The organism is Janthinobacterium sp. 61 (assembly GCF_002846335.1).
Lineage (GTDB): Bacteria > Pseudomonadota > Gammaproteobacteria > Burkholderiales > Burkholderiaceae_D > Janthinobacterium.
On record NZ_PJMQ01000001.1, the window covers coordinates 3,551,070 to 3,570,091 of the forward strand.

18 protein-coding genes are annotated in these 19,022 nt (G+C 62.3%); 13 read left to right on the forward strand and 5 right to left on the reverse strand.

What is annotated here, in order from left to right; genetic code table 11:
* Positions 1-127: 127 nt before the first annotated feature.
* On the reverse strand, positions 128-454 hold the full coding sequence (locus CLU92_RS16230) for a hypothetical protein (protein WP_101482733.1): 327 nt from the start codon (positions 452-454) through the stop codon (positions 128-130).
* Positions 455-1,117: 663 nt separating this feature from the next.
* Between CLU92_RS16230 and miaB the strand changes: the two genes are divergently transcribed.
* The 11 genes from miaB (at position 1,118) to CLU92_RS16285 (ending at position 12,554) form a co-directional block, all read left to right on the forward strand.
* Positions 1,118-2,485 (forward strand): tRNA (N6-isopentenyl adenosine(37)-C2)-methylthiotransferase MiaB, encoded by a 1,368-nt coding sequence (gene miaB, locus CLU92_RS16235; RefSeq protein WP_101482734.1) that lies wholly within the window; start codon positions 1,118-1,120, stop codon positions 2,483-2,485.
* A complete protein-coding gene (locus CLU92_RS16240; RefSeq protein WP_101482735.1) occupies positions 2,482-3,546 on the forward strand; it encodes a PhoH family protein in 1,065 nt (354 codons plus the stop codon). Before miaB ends, CLU92_RS16240 begins: the two co-directional genes overlap by 4 nt.
* Positions 3,530-3,994: an rRNA maturation RNase YbeY gene (ybeY, locus tag CLU92_RS16245; RefSeq protein WP_101482736.1), complete on the forward strand. Its 465-nt coding sequence runs from the start codon at positions 3,530-3,532 to the stop codon at positions 3,992-3,994. Before CLU92_RS16240 ends, ybeY begins: the two co-directional genes overlap by 17 nt.
* 4 nt (positions 3,995-3,998) lie before the next feature.
* Positions 3,999-4,418 carry a DUF4259 domain-containing protein gene (locus CLU92_RS16250; RefSeq protein WP_101482737.1) on the forward strand — a complete coding sequence of 140 codons (420 nt, stop codon included), beginning with the start codon at positions 3,999-4,001 and terminating at the stop codon, positions 4,416-4,418.
* A 117-nt stretch (positions 4,419-4,535) separates the two neighbouring features.
* On the forward strand, positions 4,536-5,414 hold the full coding sequence (locus CLU92_RS16255) for an HlyC/CorC family transporter (protein ID WP_071075558.1): 879 nt from the start codon (positions 4,536-4,538) through the stop codon (positions 5,412-5,414).
* Positions 5,415-5,493: 79 nt separating this feature from the next.
* Positions 5,494-7,020, forward strand: a complete 1,527-nt coding sequence (gene lnt, locus CLU92_RS16260; RefSeq protein WP_101484722.1) for an apolipoprotein N-acyltransferase — start codon at positions 5,494-5,496, stop codon at positions 7,018-7,020.
* A 148-nt stretch (positions 7,021-7,168) separates the two neighbouring features.
* On the forward strand, positions 7,169-8,086 hold the full coding sequence (glyQ, locus tag CLU92_RS16265) for a glycine--tRNA ligase subunit alpha (RefSeq protein ID WP_099376578.1): 918 nt from the start codon (positions 7,169-7,171) through the stop codon (positions 8,084-8,086).
* A gap of 53 nt (positions 8,087-8,139) precedes the next feature.
* Positions 8,140-10,242, forward strand: a complete 2,103-nt coding sequence (gene glyS, locus CLU92_RS16270; RefSeq protein ID WP_101482738.1) for a glycine--tRNA ligase subunit beta — start codon at positions 8,140-8,142, stop codon at positions 10,240-10,242.
* A complete protein-coding gene (gene gmhB / locus CLU92_RS16275) occupies positions 10,242-10,829 on the forward strand; it encodes a D-glycero-beta-D-manno-heptose 1,7-bisphosphate 7-phosphatase (protein ID WP_101482739.1) in 588 nt (195 codons plus the stop codon). Before glyS ends, gmhB begins: the two co-directional genes overlap by 1 nt.
* 16 nt (positions 10,830-10,845) lie before the next feature.
* The gene (locus tag CLU92_RS16280; protein ID WP_100874414.1) at positions 10,846-11,586 is read left to right on the forward strand and encodes a 1-acyl-sn-glycerol-3-phosphate acyltransferase; all 741 of its coding nucleotides are present in this window, start codon (positions 10,846-10,848) and stop codon (positions 11,584-11,586) included.
* Between the two features lie 44 nt (positions 11,587-11,630).
* The gene (locus CLU92_RS16285; RefSeq protein ID WP_101482740.1) at positions 11,631-12,554 is read left to right on the forward strand and encodes a M48 family metallopeptidase; all 924 of its coding nucleotides are present in this window, start codon (positions 11,631-11,633) and stop codon (positions 12,552-12,554) included.
* Here CLU92_RS16285 and waaA read toward each other — a convergent pair.
* The 4 genes from waaA to CLU92_RS16305 form a co-directional block, all read right to left on the reverse strand.
* On the reverse strand, positions 12,551-13,828 hold the full coding sequence (gene waaA, locus CLU92_RS16290) for a lipid IV(A) 3-deoxy-D-manno-octulosonic acid transferase (RefSeq protein WP_101482741.1): 1,278 nt from the start codon (positions 13,826-13,828) through the stop codon (positions 12,551-12,553). The two genes, CLU92_RS16285 and waaA, sit on opposite strands and share 4 nt — an antisense overlap.
* 18 nt (positions 13,829-13,846) lie before the next feature.
* A complete protein-coding gene (gene waaC / locus CLU92_RS16295; RefSeq protein WP_101482742.1) occupies positions 13,847-14,869 on the reverse strand; it encodes a lipopolysaccharide heptosyltransferase I in 1,023 nt (340 codons plus the stop codon).
* A 4-nt stretch (positions 14,870-14,873) separates the two neighbouring features.
* Positions 14,874-16,268: a phosphomannomutase/phosphoglucomutase gene (locus CLU92_RS16300; RefSeq protein ID WP_101482743.1), complete on the reverse strand. Its 1,395-nt coding sequence runs from the start codon at positions 16,266-16,268 to the stop codon at positions 14,874-14,876.
* 93 nt (positions 16,269-16,361) lie between these two features.
* Positions 16,362-16,670 (reverse strand): H-NS family nucleoid-associated regulatory protein, encoded by a 309-nt coding sequence (locus tag CLU92_RS16305; RefSeq protein WP_101482744.1) that lies wholly within the window; start codon positions 16,668-16,670, stop codon positions 16,362-16,364.
* A 389-nt stretch (positions 16,671-17,059) separates the two neighbouring features.
* Between CLU92_RS16305 and CLU92_RS16310 the strand changes: the two genes are divergently transcribed.
* Both CLU92_RS16310 and CLU92_RS16315 read left to right on the forward strand, forming a co-directional pair.
* Positions 17,060-17,899 carry a symmetrical bis(5'-nucleosyl)-tetraphosphatase gene (locus CLU92_RS16310; RefSeq protein WP_101482745.1) on the forward strand — a complete coding sequence of 280 codons (840 nt, stop codon included), beginning with the start codon at positions 17,060-17,062 and terminating at the stop codon, positions 17,897-17,899.
* A gap of 89 nt (positions 17,900-17,988) precedes the next feature.
* On the forward strand, positions 17,989-18,909 hold the full coding sequence (locus CLU92_RS16315; RefSeq protein WP_101482746.1) for an AraC family transcriptional regulator: 921 nt from the start codon (positions 17,989-17,991) through the stop codon (positions 18,907-18,909).
* Positions 18,910-19,022: the final 113 nt, after the last annotated feature.

Genomic DNA, 19,022 nt, shown 5'->3' on the forward strand with positions numbered 1-19,022 from the left:
GCCAACGGCTCTCGCCGCGAAGCGAAAGCCGTTATGGGTACTGCGGTGTGTCCATGCCGCCCGGTCCACGCCAGCCTGTTGCCGCCAGCAATGACGCAAGCAGCACAGTCAGCGTGCAACCGCCACATCAGTGCGCGTAATTCGATTCTTGCGCATCGCCGCGGTCTTCCGCTTTTGGACGGCCCTGGGCGTCGGACAGACGATACTTGGTGCGGCGATCGCCCATCAAGTCGCGCAGGTCACGGATGCTCATGCCCGTCACTTCGTGCATGCGGATCAGCAGCGAGGCGCCGACCGGCAAGCGGTGGTGACGGATCTTGCTGATGACGGGTGGTGCCACTTCGAGCAGGCGCGACAGGGCTGCGTCGTTCTTCAGCTGCATCTTGCTCAGCAGAATATCCAGCAGGTGATTCGGGTTGTAACTCTCTTGCGATGCTAATGCATGATGTGTCATGATTTTTCCTCGTCTAGTGAATGTTGAAAGAATGCCGATATGAACTTAAGGCTGGCTTAGAGTGTTTAAAGAAACGTCTTTCCATCGGATTCAGCCCTCCCATCTTGTTGCACTGCCCGCACAGGACTCGCACAGCCACGTCCAGCCAACGTGCACAGCTTGCCGCGTGAGTAAAAGCACTGCAATCCACCAAAATGAATTGCATATAAAACAATATACCAGTCCAAACACGCCGCATCTGCGCCTCGCGCAAACTTCCTGATTGTTAAATATCAATCAAGCTGCTGGTTGGCTAGCCAACGATGCTATTTCAACACATTAGGATGCCAGCGGGCGCACACAAGGCTTTGCAGCAACTTGTTACAAATCAATGGTGTCCCACAGCAATAAATGCTTTACGGCATCGCCGTGCCGGGCGCCGTATTCACGCTGCAATCTTGTCGGCAAGGTCAGTGCGGCATGGCCCGTCCCGGCGATTTACGCTAAACTATGGCCTGAACTTGCAGCGAGCCTGCCACCGGGCAGCCAGAGGTGCCCGGCCGGTCATCCAGCGCCTCCCGCCCAGAGCGGCGCACGGCGCAAGCCCCCTGCCCAGCTTATTTGCCGCCACACTTATTTGCCCCACTTATTTGCCGCCACATTTACCGATAAGCACCCGACTCCATGCAGAAAAAAGTATTCATTAAAACCTTCGGCTGCCAGATGAACGAGTACGACTCGGACAAGATGGCCGACGTGCTGGGCGCCTCCGATGGCCTGGTGCGCACCGACACGCCGGAAGATGCCGATGTGATCTTGCTCAACACCTGCTCCGTGCGCGAAAAAGCGCAGGAAAAAGTGTTTTCCGACCTGGGCCGTCTGCGCGAGCTGAAACTGGCCAAGCCGCACCTCTTGATCGGCGTGGGCGGCTGTGTGGCCTCGCAGGAAGGCGACGCCATCGTCAAGCGCGCGCCGTATGTCGACATGGTCTTCGGCCCGCAAACCCTGCACCGTCTGCCGCAAATGATAGCCCTGCGCCGCACCAGCGGCGCCTCGCAGGTGGACATCAGCTTCCCGGAAATCGAAAAGTTCGACCACATGCCGCCGGCCAAGGTGGACGGCGCTTCGGCGTTTGTTTCCATCATGGAAGGCTGCAGCAAGTATTGCAGCTATTGCGTCGTGCCCTACACGCGCGGCGAGGAAGTGTCGCGCCGCTTCGAAGACGTACTGACGGAAGTGGCGGGCCTGGCCGCCCAGGGCGTCAAGGAAATCACCCTGCTGGGGCAGAACGTGAACGCCTACCGTGGCGTGATGGAAGGCGGAGACATTGCCGACTTCGCCCTGCTGCTCGAATACGTGGCCGACATTCCCGGCATCGCGCGCATGCGTTTCATCACCAGCCACCCGAAGGAATTCACGCAGCGCCTGATCGACGCCTATGCGAAGATCCCGCAACTGGTCGACCATTTGTACCTGCCGGCCCAGCACGGTTCCGACAAGATCCTCGGCGCCATGAAGCGCGGCTACACGGCCCTGGAATACAAGTCCATCATCCGCCGCATCCGCGCCGTGCGCCCGAACATGGCCATTTCGTCTGACTTCATCGTCGGTTTCCCTGGCGAGACGCAAGCCGATTTCGACGCCATGATGAAGCTGATCGCCGACGTGGGGTTTGACAACAGCTACAGCTTCATCTTCAGCAAGCGCCCCGGCACGCCGGCCGCCAGCCTGGAAGACGACACGCCGCACGAAGTTAAACTTGCTCGGTTACAACAACTGCAAGCTGCCATCGACGCCAACACGCGCAAATACAGCCTGGCCATGGTGGGCAGCGTGCAAACCATCCTCGTCGAAGGCCTCTCGAAGAAGGACACGATAGCGCGCGAGCTGCAAGGCCGCACGGAAAACAACCGCGTGGTTAATTTCGACGCCGGCCCGGACGCGCTGCAACTGCTCGGCCAACTGGTCGACGTGCGCATCACAGAAAGCCATTCCTACACCCTGCGCGGCGAACTCGTCGCCAGCGCCCCCGCATTGAAAAGAGCCAGTTGAAAACCAAAGCCCCGATACAGCCGCATTACTTCATCCCCGAGCCGCTGGACAACACGCGCCTGGCGCACTTGTGCGGACCGCTCGATGAAAACCTGCGCCAGATTTCCGCCGCCCTCGACGTGACGATCTTCCGCCGCGGCGAGAAATTCATCGTCGGCGGCAGCAATGCCGAGCGGGCCGTGGAAATCCTCGATCAGTTCTACGCCATCGCCAACAAGGTCGTGCCGCTGGAAGAAGTGCAGCTGGCCCTGGTGGAGCAGCGCGCGGGGCTGTCCGCCGCCTCGGAACACCACGCCAACGCGCCCATCAGCACCTTCGTGGAGCCGGACATCGCCAGCCCCGTGCTGAAAACCCGCCGCAGCGACCTGCGCGGGCGCACGCCGCACCAGATCGCCTACCTGCGCGACATCCTCGAACACGACATCAGCTTCGGCGTGGGCCCGGCTGGCACGGGTAAAACCTATTTGGCCGTTGCCTGCGCCGTCGACGCGCTCGAACGCGACGCCGTCAAGCGCATCATCCTGACGCGCCCCGCCGTCGAAGCGGGCGAGCGCCTGGGCTTCCTGCCTGGCGACCTGGCGCAAAAGGTCGACCCCTACCTGCGCCCCCTGTACGATGCGCTGTACGATTTGCTGGGCTTTGACCGCACGCAAAAGCTGTTTGAAAAACAGGTGATCGAGATCGCCCCGCTGGCCTACATGCGCGGACGCACCCTGAACCACGCCTTCGTCATCCTCGATGAAGCGCAAAATACCACCGTCGAACAGATGAAGATGTTCCTGACGCGCATCGGTTTTGGCAGCAAGGCCGTGGTGACGGGCGATGTGACCCAAGTCGACCTGCACAAGAGCCAGACGAGTGGCCTCATCGACGCCGTGCACGTGCTCAAGGATGTGCGCGGTATCGGCTTCACCCAATTTAACAGCACCGACGTGGTGCGCCATCCGCTGGTCGCGCGCATCGTCGATGCCTATGAAACGGCGCAGGCGGCCGGCGCCAACGCCGCCCAGTTACTCCCCCTGATCAAACCAGCAGCCGCCAAAAATGTCCGAAAAAAATAAACTGTCCTTGTCCGTACAATACCCGGACGCCCGCCTGGAAAGCCTGATCACGCGCCCCAAAGTGCGCCGCTGGGTCAAGGCGGCCCTGTTCGCGCCTGCCGAATTCACCATCCGCTTCGTCGATGCCGAAGAAGGCCGCAGCCTGAACCGCGACTACCGCGAAAAGGACTACGCCACCAATGTGCTGACCTTCGCCTACAACGAAGGTGAAGAGTTGGCTGACGACGAGCCGACGCGCGCCGACATCATCCTGTGCACGGACGTGCTGGAAAAGGAAGCGACCGAGCAAAAGAAGAGCGTGGAAGAACACACGGCCCATTTGATCGTGCACGGCGTGCTGCATGCGCAGGGCTACGACCACATGGATGACGAGGAAGCCACCGAGATGGAGGGCCTGGAGACGGAAATCCTCGCGAAACTCGGCATCACCGACCCGTACAAGGAGTAAGACCATGGGAACCTGGGCCACCGACGCCTTCGGCAACGACTACGCCATGGATTGGGCGCAGGATCTGCACGAATACAAAACCCTGGAATTGGTCGAGACCACGCTCGACAATGTCATCGACAGCACGGAAGCGGAGCTGGAAGCGCCGTTCGCCGCCGAGGCGCTGGCCGCGCTGGAAGTGATCGCGCGTCTTCTGGGCAAACCGGGCGAGGACGACCCGGCCACCGCGGAAGTGGACGAATGGGTAGCCGCCTGCAAGAAGAAAGTCACGCCGCTTCTGCAGGAAAAAGCGCGCCTGGCGTTCGACAAGATCGTGGCCGAGTCGTCGGAACTGCGCCAGCTATGGCAGGACAGCGAGCATTTCGCCGACTGGCAGGCCGACGTGCTGGATTTGCGCACGCGCGTGCTGGGCCAGGACGCCTGAAACGTCGGGCAACGGTACACTTCAGCGTATTAAATTTGCATCAAAAGCGGGGAAATCCGGTATTCCCCCACTTTTGGTGTATCCTATATCCCTTCGCAACAACGGCTCACGCCTCCTATGCCCGAGCACCCTAGTGGCGTCAGAACTGACGTCAAGCCCCACCGGTCACTGTTTGAACGCCTGACCGCACTCATTTCCCCCGAGCCAGAGAACCGTGCAGAATTGCTCGATGTTCTACACGATGCGCATGAACGCAAGCTGATCGACGCCGACGCACTGTCGATGATCGAAGGCGTGTTCCAGGTATCGGATCTCTGTGCGCGCGACATCATGATTCCCCGCTCGCAAATGGATGTCATCGACATCAGCAAGCCGATCGAGGAATGGATGCCGGAAGTCCTGTCCACTGCCCACTCGCGCTTCCCCGCGATTGAAGGCGAGCGCGACAAGGTCATCGGCATCCTGCTGGCGAAAGATTTGCTGCGTTATTACGCAGAAGAAACTTTCGACGTCCGCGACATGCTGCGCCCCGCCATCTTCATCCCCGAATCGAAACGCCTGAATGTGCTGCTGCGCGATTTCCGCGCCAACCACAATCACATGGCCATCGTCGTCGATGAATACAGCGGCGTCGCCGGCCTGATCACCATCGAAGACGTGCTGGAACAGATCGTCGGCGATATCGAGGACGAATACGACTTTGACGAAGCCGAGGACAATATCCTCTCGCTCAAGGAAGGCCAGTTCGGCCCCCGCTGGCGGGTCAAGGCGCTGACCGAGATCGAACAGTTCAACGAAGAAGTGGGCAGCCACCTGGTGGACGACGACGTCGACACCATCGGCGGCCTGGTGTCAAAGTACCTGGGCCGCATGGCGCACAAGGGCGACATCTTCGACCTGGGCAATCTGCGCTTCGAGGTGCTGCGCGCCGATGCGCGCCAGGTGCACGTGCTGCTCGTCGAACGCCTGCCCAACGTACCGGAACTGGAACTCTGACATGCGCGTGCTGTAAATGCGTTTCAGACGCCTGGATCCCAACGCCCCCGCCAAACCGCCCCGCAGTACGTGGGCGCGCATGCTGACTGCCGCCATCGCCGGCGCCGTCGCCGTGCTGGCGTTCGCCCCTTTCGGCTACTGGCCATTGCAAATCCTCAGCCTGGGCGTGCTGTTCTACCAGGTGCTGCGCGCCTCGGACGTCAAGGCAAGCGCGCTGATCGGCTGGGCCTATGGCTTCGGCTGGTGCGCGGCCGGCACGCACTGGCTGTACATCTCCATGCACCGCTATGGCGACATGGCCGCGCCGCTGGCCGTCATCGCCGTGGGCCTGCTGGCCCTCTTGATGGCCATTTACGTGGCCCTGGCCATGGGCGCGGCCGCCTGGCTGCGCAAGCGCTGGGTACTCTCGCTGCCGACAATGACGCTGTTGATCTTGCCTTCCCTGTGGACCCTGTTCGAATGGACGCGCGGCTGGCTGTTTACAGGTTTCCCGTGGCTGGCCACGGGCTACGCCCACAACACGAGCCCGCTGGGCGGCTTTGCCCCCGTCATCGGGTCGTATGGCCTGGGCTGGCTGGCGGCGCTGTCGGCCGGCGCCCTGCTCTTGCTAGTCCACCCCCTGCGCCGCACGCGCTGGAGCGCGCTGGCCGGCCTGGTCTCGCTGTACGCGGCCGGCGTTGGCCTGCAGTACGTGAACTGGACCCATCCTGTCGGACGCCCGATTACGGTGCGCCTGTTGCAGGGCAATGTGCCGCAGCAGCAGAAATTCGACCCCGGCTTCGTCCTCGGCGCCCTGCAGATGTACCAGAGTGCCATCACCAGCGCGCCGGCCGACCTGATCGCCACGCCGGAAACGGCCGTCACTGTGCTGCCGCACCAGCTTCCGCCCGGCTATCTGGATAGCTTGGCGACTTATTCACAGCAGACGGGCAGCACGATTTTGCTCGGCCTGCCGGTGCTCGACGAGCAGCAGCGCTTCTACAATGCGGCGCTGGGGATCACGCCCAACGGCACGCCAGGTCCTTACTATCAGTACCGCAAGCACCATCTGGTCCCGTTCGGCGAGTTCGTGCCGCCCGGCCTGCACTGGTTTGTCGCCATGATGGCCATCCCGCTGGGCGACATGGGCCGTGGCGCCGACGTGCAGGCGCCGCTCCAGGTGCGCGACCAGCTGGTGCTGCCGAATATCTGCTACGAAGACTTGTTTGGCGAAGAAATCGCGGGACAGCTGGCCAGCGCCCACCACAATGGCAAGCAGTCAGCCTCGGTGCTGCTCAATATGTCGAACCTGGCCTGGTTTGGCGACTCAATCGCCATTCCGCAGCATCTGCAGATTTCGCAGATGCGCAGCCTGGAAACGGGCCGTCCGATGCTGCGCTCGACGAACACGGGCGCCACCGCCGTCATCGACGGCAAGGGCGTGGTGCAAAGCCTGCTGCCGCCGGAACAGCAAGCCACCCTGGCGGCCAAGGTGCAAGGCATGGGCGGCATGACGCCATACATTCTGTATGGCAATAAACTGGTGCTGGCTCTGGCCGCACTGGCCTTGCTGACGGCCTTCCTGCTGTCGCGCGCCGCCCGCCGTGGCAGCGCCGCGCAGCAATAAGCGGCCGATATTGCCCGAAGAGTCACAGTGGGCCCGTAAAAACCGCTAAAATTAGCAAAACTCCGGCCCGGACGCGCTTTCCAAGCAGGCGTCCGGCCTTCAAGCAACCCCTTACAGCGCGCAGCCTCCCGCGCGGCGAACTCATACGATGCTCACATTTCAACAAATTATCCTGACCTTGCAAACCTATTGGGACAAGCAAGGTTGCGCCCTGCTCCAGCCTTACGACATGGAAGTCGGCGCCGGCACCTTCCACACCGGCACCTTCCTGCGCGCAATCGGCCCGGAACCCTGGCGCGCCGCGTATGTCCAGCCGTCGCGCCGCCCGAAAGATGGCCGCTATGGCGAAAACCCGAACCGCATGCAGCACTACTACCAGTACCAGGTGGTCTTGAAGCCCGCGCCGGAAAATATCCTCGACCTGTATCTGGGTTCGCTGGCCGCCTTGGGCCTGGACTTGAAGCAGAATGACGTCCGCTTCGTCGAAGACGACTGGGAAAGCCCGACCCTGGGCGCCTGGGGCCTGGGCTGGGAAGTCTGGCTGAACGGCATGGAAGTGACGCAATTTACCTACTTCCAGCAAGTGGGCGGCCTCGATTGCAAGCCTGTGCTGGGCGAAATCACCTACGGCATCGAACGCCTGGCCATGTATCTGCAAGGCGTGGAAAACGTGTATGACCTGGTATGGACGGAGTGGGAAGAAAACGGTATTACGAAAAAACTGACCTACGGCGACGTTTTCCACCAGAACGAAGTGGAACAGTCGACCTACAACTTCGAGCACGCGAATACGGACCTGCTGTTCGAACAGTTCGGTAACTACGAAGCGGAAGCGAAGCGTCTGATCGAGCTGCAACTGACCCTGCCCGCCTACGAAAAAATCATGAAGGCCTCGCACAGCTTCAATATGCTGGACGCGCGTGGCGCCATCTCGGTGACGGAACGCGCCGCCTACATCGGCCGCGTGCGCACCCTGTCGCGCCTGGTGGCGCAAGCGTATTACGACTCGCGCGAGCGCCTCGGTTTCCCGATGCTGCCCGCCGCAGACCAACCCGCCGCCGCTTAACTTCGAGCCTCCATCATTCGAGCCTCTACACCGCCGTACCAGACAAGAACACCATGAACCAAACACTGCTCATCGAACTGCTGACCGAAGAACTGCCGCCGAAAGCGCTGGCCAAACTGGGTGCCGCCTTCACTGCCGGCATCGTCAACGGCCTGAAGGCGCGCGACTTCCTGGAAGCCGACAGCGTCGCCACCAGCTACGCCTCGCCGCGCCGCCTGGCCGTCTCCATCACCAACGTGCGCGAAGTCTCGCCCGACAAATCCATCCGTGAAAAAGTCCTGCCTGTCTCCGTGGCGCTGGACGCGAACGGCAATGGCACGCCGCCGCTGGCCAAGAAACTGGCCGCGCTGGGCTTTCCCGATCTGACGGTGGCCGAGCTGGAACGCGCCGTCGACGGCAAGGCTGAAAGCTTCTTCTACACCTACACGGCGCCAGGCAGCCAGCTCGCCACCGGCGCGCAGGCGGCATTGATGGAGTCGGCCGCCAAGCTGCCGATTCCAAAACTGATGAGCTATCAGCGCCCGGACGGCACGACCGTGCAATTCGTGCGCCCGGCCCACAGCCTGATCGCCCTGCATGGCATCAACGTGCTGCCTTTGACCCTGCTGGGATTGACAGCCGGCCGCAGCACCCTGGGCCACCGCTTCCTCACCGACGGCAAGGCTATCACCATCGCGCACGCGGAAAACTATGCGGCTTCCCTGATCCTCAACGCCAGCGTCATCGCCAGCAACGAGGAGCGCAAGGAGCGCATCCGCGCCCAGTTGCTGGACAAGGCCGGTGCCGACCAGGTGCTGATGCCTGAAGCGCTGCTCGACGAAGTCACCGCGCTGGTCGAATGGCCGGTCGTGTATGAGTGCCACTTCGAGGAAGAGTTCCTGGCCGTGCCGCAGGAATGCCTGATCCTCACCATGCAGACGAATCAGAAATATTTTGCGCTGACCGACAGCGAAGGCAAGCTGCGCTCGCGCTTTTTGATCGTCTCGAACATCGAGACGGACACGCCGGAACACATCATCGGCGGCAACGAGCGCGTCGTACGCCCGCGCCTGTCCGACGCCAAGTTCTTCTTCGAGCAAGACAAGAAAAAAACGCTGGCATCGCGTTTGCCACTGCTGGCCAACGTGGTATACCACAACAAGCTGGGCACGCAGGCGGCCCGTACAGAAAGAGTAAAATCATTAGCCGGCGCCATTGCGACCAAGCTGGGCTACGACGTGGCCCTGGCCGAACGCGGCGCCCTGCTGGCCAAGACCGATTTGCTGACCGACATGGTGGGCGAGTTCCCAGAACTGCAAGGCATCATGGGGACGTACTACGCGCGCCATGACGGTGAACCGGAAGAAGTAGCGCTGGCCGCCTCCGAACACTACCAACCGCGCTTTGCCGGCGACAGCCTGCCGTCCACCGCCACCGGCATCGCCGTGGCCCTGGCCGACAAGCTCGAAACCCTGGTCGGCATCTGGTCGATTGGCCTGGCGCCTACGGGCGACAAGGACCCGTTCGCGCTGCGCCGCCACGCCCTGGGCGTGCTGCGCATGCTGCTGGAAAAACGTTTGCCCCTGTCGATCCAGAGCCTGCTGGGCGACGCCGCCGCGCAATTCGCAGCCATTCCCGGCTTCAAGGACCCGGTGGCGGATGTCACCACCTTCATGCTCGACCGCCTGCGCGGCATCCTGCGCGAACGCGGCTTCTCGCCGAATGAAATCGAAGCAGTCGTGGCGCAAAATCCCGACCGCCTGGACGACATCGTGCAGCGCCTCGAAGCCGTGCAAGCGTTTGCCGCACTGCCGGAAAGCGCCTCGCTGGCCGCCGCGAACAAGCGCATCACCAACATCCTGAAAAAGAACGAGGAAGCAGTCAACCAGGTCGCCGCCGGTGGCGTCAACGTGGCGCTGCTGCAGGACGAAGCGGAGAAAAAACTGGCCGCTGCCGTCTCGCGCGTGCAGCCGGAAGTCGACGCAGCCTTCGCCAAGGGCGACTTCACCAGCACCCTGCAAACGCTGGCGCAGCTGCGCGACGACGTCGACGGCTTCTTCAACGACGTGATGGTGATGGCAGAGGATGTCGCCCTGCGCAACAACCGCCTGGCCTTGCTGTCGTCGCTGCACGGCATGATGAACCGCGTGGCCGACATTTCCAAGCTGGCGGCATAATGGGCACTCCGGCGCTGAAACTGATTATTCTCGACCGCGACGGCGTCATTAATCATGACTCGCCGGACTTCATCAAATCGCCGGCCGAATGGTTGCCGATTCCCGGTTCGCTCGAAGCGATAGCCCGCCTGAACCAGGCCGGCTATCGTGTCATCGTGGCCTCGAACCAGTCGGGTATCGCGCGCGAGTACTTCGACATGACGGTGCTGAACGCGATCCACCAGAAGATGCATACCCTGGCACAGCAAGTGGGCGCCGATATCGACGCCATCTTCTTTTGCCCGCACGCAGGCGCGGACAATTGCGACTGCCGCAAGCCGAAACCGGGCATGTTCCATGAAATCTCGCAGCGCTACAACACCAGCCTGAAAGGCGTGCCCACCGTCGGCGATTCGCTGCGTGACCTGCAGGCCGGTTTCATCAGCGGTTGCGTGCCCTACCTGGTCCTGACGGGCAAGGGCGAAAAAACCAACGAAACGGGTGGCCTGCCGCCTGGTACCCAGGTATTCCCCGACCTGGCCGCCGTAGTCAGCCACCTGCTCAAGGCGCCAGCGGCGCCAGCGCCCACCGTGGCATTCAGTATCTAATTTTCGGAGAACCGCATTGCGTAATATTTCCCTGTTCCTGCGATCCCTGCTGTTCATGACCATCATGATCGTGGCCACCATCGTCTGGGCCTGCGTGTGTTTTTTTGCCGCGCCATTGAGCTACAACAAGCGCTATTGGGTCACCTCGCGCTGGAACGTGTTTATCCTGTGGTGTGCCAAGGTCATTTGCGGCATCCGCTATGAAGTCAAGGGCGCCGAGAACTTCCCGGATGCGCCAGCCATCGTGCTGTCTAAGCACCAGTCAGCATGGGAAACCATCTTCTTGCTGCCCAGCCTGCCCCGTCCGCTGGTGTATGTGTTCAAGAAAGAGATCCTGTACATCCCCTTCTTCGGCTGGGCCATGGCGCTGCTGCGCATGATCCCCATCGACCGCAAGCAGGGCAAGCATGCCTTCAAGAGCGTCGTCGCGCATGGCAAGCGCCGCCTGGCCGATGGCCAATGGATTATCATGTTCCCCGAAGGTACCCGCATTCCCGTGGGTCAGGCGGGCAAGTACAAGAGCGGCGGCACGCGCCTGGCCATCGCCACGGGCGCCGTGGTGGTACCGATTGCGCATAATTCAGGCGAATGCTGGCCCAAGCAGTCATTCCTCAAACGCCCGGGATTGATCACCGTCTCGATAGGCAAACCGATTTCGCCGGAAGGGCAAACCCCGGACAGCATGATGCAACAGGTGGAAAATTGGATAGAATCAGAAATGCGCGTCATTTCGCCTCACGCCTACAACGCTGGCTAGACGGCATCAGCGCGGTCATCCAGGAGCCGACCCTGCGCCAGCAGATGAAGACCATCAAGGTCGGCGATCAACAACTGGATCTGTTCGCGCACGACGTCTCGACCAGCACGCCCCCGGCGGTGCGCCCCACGGCACCGCCAGCGCCGCCCGTGGCGCCACCGCAAGTGGCGCCCGCGCCACCCATCGTTCCCCCTGCCCCATCTCCCCTGCCTTCCCCGCCGCGCACCGCTGATGGCCCGCCACTGCGCCAGCTGCAGCTGGGCAGCCACCTGATCGAATTCGCCCTGCGCCGCTCCACGCGCCGCTCCATCGGTTTCATGATCGACGATAACGGCTTGCGCGTGACCGCGCCCAAGCGCGTCACCCTGGCCGAAATTGACAATGCCATCCGCGCCAAGCAGGGCTGGATTGTGTCGAAGCTGCTGGAACGGGGCGAGCGCAAGGTGCAGCGCCAACAACGCCCACCCGTGGCATGGGTCGATGGCGCCGTGCTACCCTACCTCGGTGGCGAGATCACATTGCGATTGCACCAGGCGCCGCGCCACCGCGCCAGCTTCCAGCGCGAGACGAATGAATTGCACGTCTGGGTCACGCCCACGGGCAGCGAACAACAATTGAAGGAAAAAGTGAAGGGCTGGTTCCAGCATGAAGCGCGCCAGCTGTTTGAAGCGCGCCTGGACCTGTATGCGGACAAGCTGGGCGTGCGCTACGACTCATTATCGCTATCCTCGGCCGGCACGCGCTGGGGCAGCTGCACCATCGAGCGCAAGATCCGTCTGAACTGGCGCCTGATCCACTTCGCCCTGCCCCTCATCGACTACGTGGTGGCGCACGAACTGTCGCACCTGCTGGAAATGAACCACAGCGCCCGCTTCTGGGCCACCGTGGAATCGATTTATCCCGATTACGATGGCGCCAAGCAGGCGCTCAGAAAGCGCTCGCAGGAGCTTCCAGTCCTGTTTAATTAAGCTGCCAGTAAAGGCTTGATGGCCGCAATAGTGCGCGGCGTGGCACCCCGGTGCTGGTTGGCAAACGCCAGCGCTTTTTCTCCCATCAACGATAACCGCGCCGGATCCTGCAGCAATGCCGCCGCTTGCGCCATCAGCGCGTCCGCATCCGCCACTCGCGCGGCGCCGCCGGCGGCAATCGCCTGCTCGGTCACCAGCGCAAAGTTGAAGGTGTGGGGGCCGATCAGCACGGGTTTCCCCAAGGCCGCCGGTTCAATCAGGTTTTGCCCGCCCAGCGGTGGCAGGCTGCCGCCGACAAAGGCGCAATCGCAGGCCGCGTAATACGCAAACATCTCGCCCATCGAATCGCCCAGCAGCACCTGCGTGCCCGCCGCGACGACACCATCCGGGCCCAGACCGGACCTGCGCTGCACGGCCAGGCCGTGGGCAGCAATCATTTTTTCCACCTCGTCGAAGCGCTGCGGATGACGCGGCACGATCAGCAGCAGCGCATTAGCGGGCAAACTGGCGCGGGTATAGGCATCAAGGATCAGCTGCTCTTCGCCTTCACGCGTGCTGGCGCACAGCAGCACGGGACGCTGGCCGATGGCTGCGCGCAGCGCGGCCCCCGTCGCCAGGGCCGCCTCGGGCACGACGACGTCGAACTTGATACTTCCCGTGACGACCACGCCCTGCACACCCAACTGGCGCACGCGCTCGGCATCGTCCTGCGTTTGCGCCGCCACCAGGGTGATGCCGCGCGCCGCATCGGTGATGAGCTTACCCAGGCGCTGCGCCTTGCCCAAGGAACGCTGCGACAATCGCGCATTGGCCAGCACCACCGGCACACCGTGGCGATTGCATTGGTGTATCAAATTCGGCCACACTTCCGTCTCCATCAGGATGCAGATGCGCGGCGCGAAATGGCGGATGAAACGGGCCGGCATGGCGCCCGTGTCATACGGCAGATAGCTTTGCACGAGGCGCGCACCATGTTTGGCGAACAGGGTTTTACCGGTCGCGCGCCCCGTGGGCGTCATGTGCGTGAGGACGATGCGGCAATCGGGCCATGCGGCCAGCAACGCATCGATCAGCGGCTCGGCCGCGCGCGTCTCACCGACGGAGACGGCGTGCAGCCAGAGCGTAGGAATCAGTGGTTTGGCCTGGCGACCGTAGCAGCCCAGGCGCTCGCCCCAATGCTGGCGGTAGCCGGGCTCCTGGCGTCCGCGCAGCCACAGCCGCGCCAGCACCAGGGGCAAGGCCAGCCACCAGGCGAGGGTATAAAAAAGTCGCATGATTGTTTAACGTTGAAGTCAGGCGGGAGGATGCTCGGCCAGCAGGCGCTGCGCCGCGGCCAGCACTTCCGGCACGCTGGGAGGCGTACCCTTGTCGCCCAGGTTGATGATGTTCGGCGACCAGTTGCCTTCCGTTTTCCATAGCGGCGAATCGGCATAGATTTCCACCGTTGGGCGCAGGAAAGCGGCGGCGATATGCGTCAGGCCCGTATCGACGCCGATCACCAGCGCCGCGTGGCGCGCCAGCAGCGTGGCCTCGTCCATCGACAGCTTCGGCAGCACGCGCGCATTCGGCAGGCCGGCCGCCAGCACTTCTGCTTCTGCCTTTTCCTTGGGCGAACCCCAGGGCAGCAGAATGGCCATGGGCGAGAGCGCATGGCCGAGGGCGATCCAGTTTTCCGGCGCCCATTTCTTGGCGTCGCGCGCCGTGCCGTGGAAATACACGCAATATGGCGCAGCACCCATCCAGTCCGGGCGTGGTTCCTTGCCTGACACTGCCGGCAAGCCGAAATCAGCCGTCGTGTCGACCGTGTAGCCGAGTGCGGCGGCGGCTACCAGGCGGCCGCGCGCAACCGCGTGCGTACGCGGGTCGAGCGGAATGCTTTTGGTATGGAACAGACGCGAAATACCTTCGTAGCCGGAGCCTTCGCTGCCATTCGCCAGGCCAACCTTCTGTCCGCCTGGCGCCAGGCGCGCAGCACCCATGATGATGCCCGTCTTGAGCAAGCCCTGAGTATCGAACACGTAATCGTAGCGCGTCTGGCGCAGGTTACGGAAAAAGGCAGCGATTTCCGCGCGTGTCTCCTTCTTGCCCAGGCTCTTGCGCCAGCGCCGCAGCGCGAAAGGGAAAATGGTATTCACGCGGGGGTTCAGGCGCACCAGGCTGGTGTAGCCTTCCTCGACCACCCAGTCGATGGTCGCATCCGGATAATGGCAGGCGATGTCCGCTACCATCGGCAGGTTATGCAGCACGTCGCCCAGCGAAGATACCCGCACCAGCAGGATTTTCAAGGGCGCCTGTGCGCCAGATTGACCGGCCATGCTGTCAGAACGGCAGAACGGCGTCAGGCTTGGCGGCCAGGATCACGCTCTTGAACTGGCCCTGGATGCGTGCCAGGGCTTGCGGCGTTTCCGCTTCAAAGCGCATGACGATCACTGGCGTGGTGTTCGACGAACGGGCCAGGCCGAAGCCGTCCGCGTATTCCACGCGCAAGCCGTCGATGGTGATGATCTGTTCATTACCGGGGAAGACGGCGTCGCGGCGCAGCATGTCCATCAACGCGACGTTCTCGCCTTCCTTCAGTTCCAGGTGCAGCTCCGGCGTACTGTCGGACTGCGGCAGGGAGTTCAACAGAGCGGAAGGATTGGCTTCGCGCGTGAGGATTTCCAGCAGGCGCGCAGCCGAATACAGGCCATCGTCGAAACCATACCAGCGGTCCTTGAAGAAGATATGGCCGCTCATTTCGCCGCCCAGCGGCGCACCCGTCTCGCGCAGTTTGGCTTTCACCAGCGAGTGGCCCGTCTTGTACATCAGCGGCACGCCGCCATGCTTGCTGATCCACGGCGCCAGATGGCGCGTGCATTTCACGTCATACAAAATCTGCGCGCCGGGGTGGCGGGTCAGCACGTCGGCGGCAAACAGCATCATCTGGCGGTCAGGGTAGATGATCTGGCCATCCTTGGTGACCACGCCCAGGCGGTCGCCGTCGCCGTCGAAGGCGATACCGATTTCGGCATCCGTCTCGGCCAGGCAGCGGATCAGGTCTTGAAGGTTTTCCGGATGCGCAGGGTCCGGGTGGTGGTTCGGGAAATTGCCATCAACATCGCAGAACAATTCGATGACCTCGCAGCCCATGCCGCGGAACAGGTCGCCCGCGAATGCGCCGGCCACGCCATTGCCGCAATCGACGGCGATCTTGATCGGGCGCGCCAGCTTGACGTCGCCCAGGATGCGCTCCAGGTAGGCGGCGCGGATATCGTGCGTGGCATATGTTCCCAGGTTGGCAACGTCCTTGGCGCTGGCGCTGCCTTCGTGGGCGACGATGCTGTGATACAGCGCCTGGATCGCTTCGCCGTGGATCGCTTCGCCCGCCAGCACCATCTTGAAGCCGTTGTAATCGGGTGGATTGTGGCTGCCAGTGACCATGATGCCGGAGCGGGTGTCGAGCACGTTCGTGCCAAAGTAGACCATCGGCGTGGCTACCACGCCCAGGTCGATCACGTCGACGCCAGCGGCCTGCAGGCCCTGCGCCAGCGCCGCCGTCAGTTCAGGCCCAGACAGGCGGCCATCGCGGCCGATCACGACCCGCTGCTCCCCCTTGGCCAGGGCGGCCTGGCCAAATGCCTGACCGATCTTGTAGGCCACGCTGGCATCGAGGGTTTTAGCGATGATGCCGCGAATATCGTAGGCCTTGAAGATCGTTCTGGACAATGGAAGCATGGTGTGGGCGGTATAAGTAAGGGTATCGATAGGGTGCCTGGCAAGGTACAGCACGTGGCTGGCAGCTTGCCACTGCGCCAAGAGTATACCGAATTATACGCGCAGCAGATCGATGGACTTGCCCGATTCTACCCACTGCCTGACCCACAGCGGCTGGCGGCCACGTCCTGTCCACTGTTCAGCGGCATTGTCAGGATGGCGGTAACGTACCGCGACTTTGCCCGTACGCGGATGCAAGCCGTCGAGTATCAGCTGTTTCAGCGGAATGCCCGCTTGCTGCGCGATGGCCATGATCTGTTCGCGCGCCTTGTTCAAGTCTTCACGCTCGCGGCTATTCAATTCCTGCGTCACATTATTTTCCAGCTTGCGTAATTCCTGCATCGTCATCGTTGACAGATCCATTGCTACATCCTTTATATTAATTCAAATAATAAAATCACTTGGAATATACTACATTGCATAATCCATCGCCGTTTGAATCACGGCTATCGACTTATTGATCTACCCAACATCAAGATTAAATGAGGACTATGCCGATAGCGCGCGTGGAAAATGAATAAACATGGATGAAATGGCATTCCGGCACGTGTGAACGGCGTGCCGGCAGATTACTTTCGGTATATGGCAGCGGGATATAAAGCAAAATTACATCCTCACGCAGCATAATCGGCATCCGCTTTTTTCATCCCGCTGGCCATGTAAGCAATCGCGCACCTGCCAGGAACACATCTAACGCCAAAAAGCAGCCATGCTTATAATGCATGCGCGTAATTCACTTCACCTCGGCACCTATGAAAACTTACTTTATCGGCGATCTGCAAGGCTGCCATGCACAAACCGTCGAATTGATCGAACGGATCCAGGCAGCGGCAGATGGCCCGTACCGGCTCCTGTTCGCGGGCGACCTGATCAATCGCGGTCCGGCATCGCTGGCCACCCTGCGCCACGTGCATGCGCTGGCGCAGCAGGGCCTGGCCGACAGCGTCCTGGGTAACCACGACTTGCACTTGCTGGCGGTGGCCAACGGCATCCGCCCGGAGCATGCGTCCGACACGCTGGCCGAGATCCTCGATGCGCCCGACCGCGAGCAATTGCTCGCCTGGCTGCGCCACCGTCCGCTCGCCTTGCAGCACCAGGGTCATGTACTCGTGCATGCAGGCCTGCTGCCACAATGGAGCGCAACCCAGGCTTTGTCCCTGAGCGAGGAAGTGTCGACCATGCTACGCAGCGACGGTTGGGTGGCGTTCCTGCGCACCATGTACGGCAACGAACCGGCCGCCTGGCGCGACGACCTGCAGGGCGCCGACCGGCTGCGCTGCATCGTCAACGCCATGACGCGTTTGCGCTTTTGCACGCCGGACGGCGTGATGGACTTCAAAATGAAGGAGAGCGGCAGCGCGCCGCCGGGCTCCGGCCTGCTGCCGTGGTTCGACGTGCCTGGCCGGCGCAGCGCTGGCGACACCGTCGTCTTCGGTCACTGGTCGGCGCTGGGACTGCAGCTGCACCCGCACCTGATCGGCCTCGATAGCGGCTGCGTCTGGGGCGGAAAACTGTCGGCCGTGTGCCTGGAAGACCGCTCGCTGCTGCAGGTGGACTGTCCCGCCTTCCTGCAGCACAGTGGCAAACAGTAAGCTGCATCGCGCGCATATGCTTAGTCGAAATCGGTCGTTTGCCTTGCCGCGCGTGGCCCGTATGATGCAGCTTTTGCCTGTCCCATCCCATGCACCCTGATACCGACAGACTGGCACGCTGGCTGCTGGGCAGCCTGGAACTTGACACCGCCGTCCTGCATGTAGGCCAGTACTGCGGCCGCTGGCGCGCCTCCACGGCGGGCCGGGAACTGGGCAGCTTTCACCTGGTGCTCGATGGCCATTGCTATTTGCACCTAGATGGGGCGGCACCGATTGCGCTCGGCCCGCGCGATGGCGTCTTCCTGCTGCGCGACTTGCCCCACTTCCTCAGTCCCCACAGCGATCCGCTGCAGGCTGTGAGCGCACAAGCCATGCTGCCGCTGCAGGCGTCCACGGACCAGCCGGCGACGGCGCTGGCGTGCGGCTTCTTTCAATTTCGCGGCGCCCTCTCCGCACTGATCGTCGACTCCTTCCCGCCGTACCTGCTGATACACGGCGACGCGCCCGCCTTCAGTGCCGCCGCCGCGCTGTTCGACCTGATCCTGGCAGAGGCCGGCGGTGACCCGGAACAGCCATCGCCACTCATCGCGCGCCTGGTCGAACTGCTGTTCTTCTACCTGATCCGCCATGTGGCGCAGGGTGAGCAAGTGGCGGCCGGCCTGCTGTCGCTGCTGCACCAGCCCGCATTTTCGCCGCTGCTCGAACGCATGCTCGACGCCCCCGCCGCCGACTGGTCGATTGAAAACATGGCCAAAGCCGCCTGCATGTCGCGCGCCAGCTTCTGCAAGCATTTCGCCAGCGCCAGCGGCCACTCGCCGGCCCAGTTCCTGCTCGTGCTGCGCATGAAGATCGCCGCGCGGCGCCTGCACGATGGCGTCTCCGTCGAACGCGCAGCCGAACTGGTAGGCTACCGCTCGCACGCCGCCTTTACGCGCGCCTTCAAGCGGGTCACGGGCGAGCAACCGGGCGCCTACCGGCGCGACCAGCGCCAGCGTCAACTGGCAAGCTGAGGTTCAGCTGAGGTTCATCCTGACCTCAAGGTTTGCGCAATCAAAGACGAACGAGCACAAAAGGACGACGCTAACGTCTGTTGCACGCTCGGCATGGCCGATATAATGGCTGG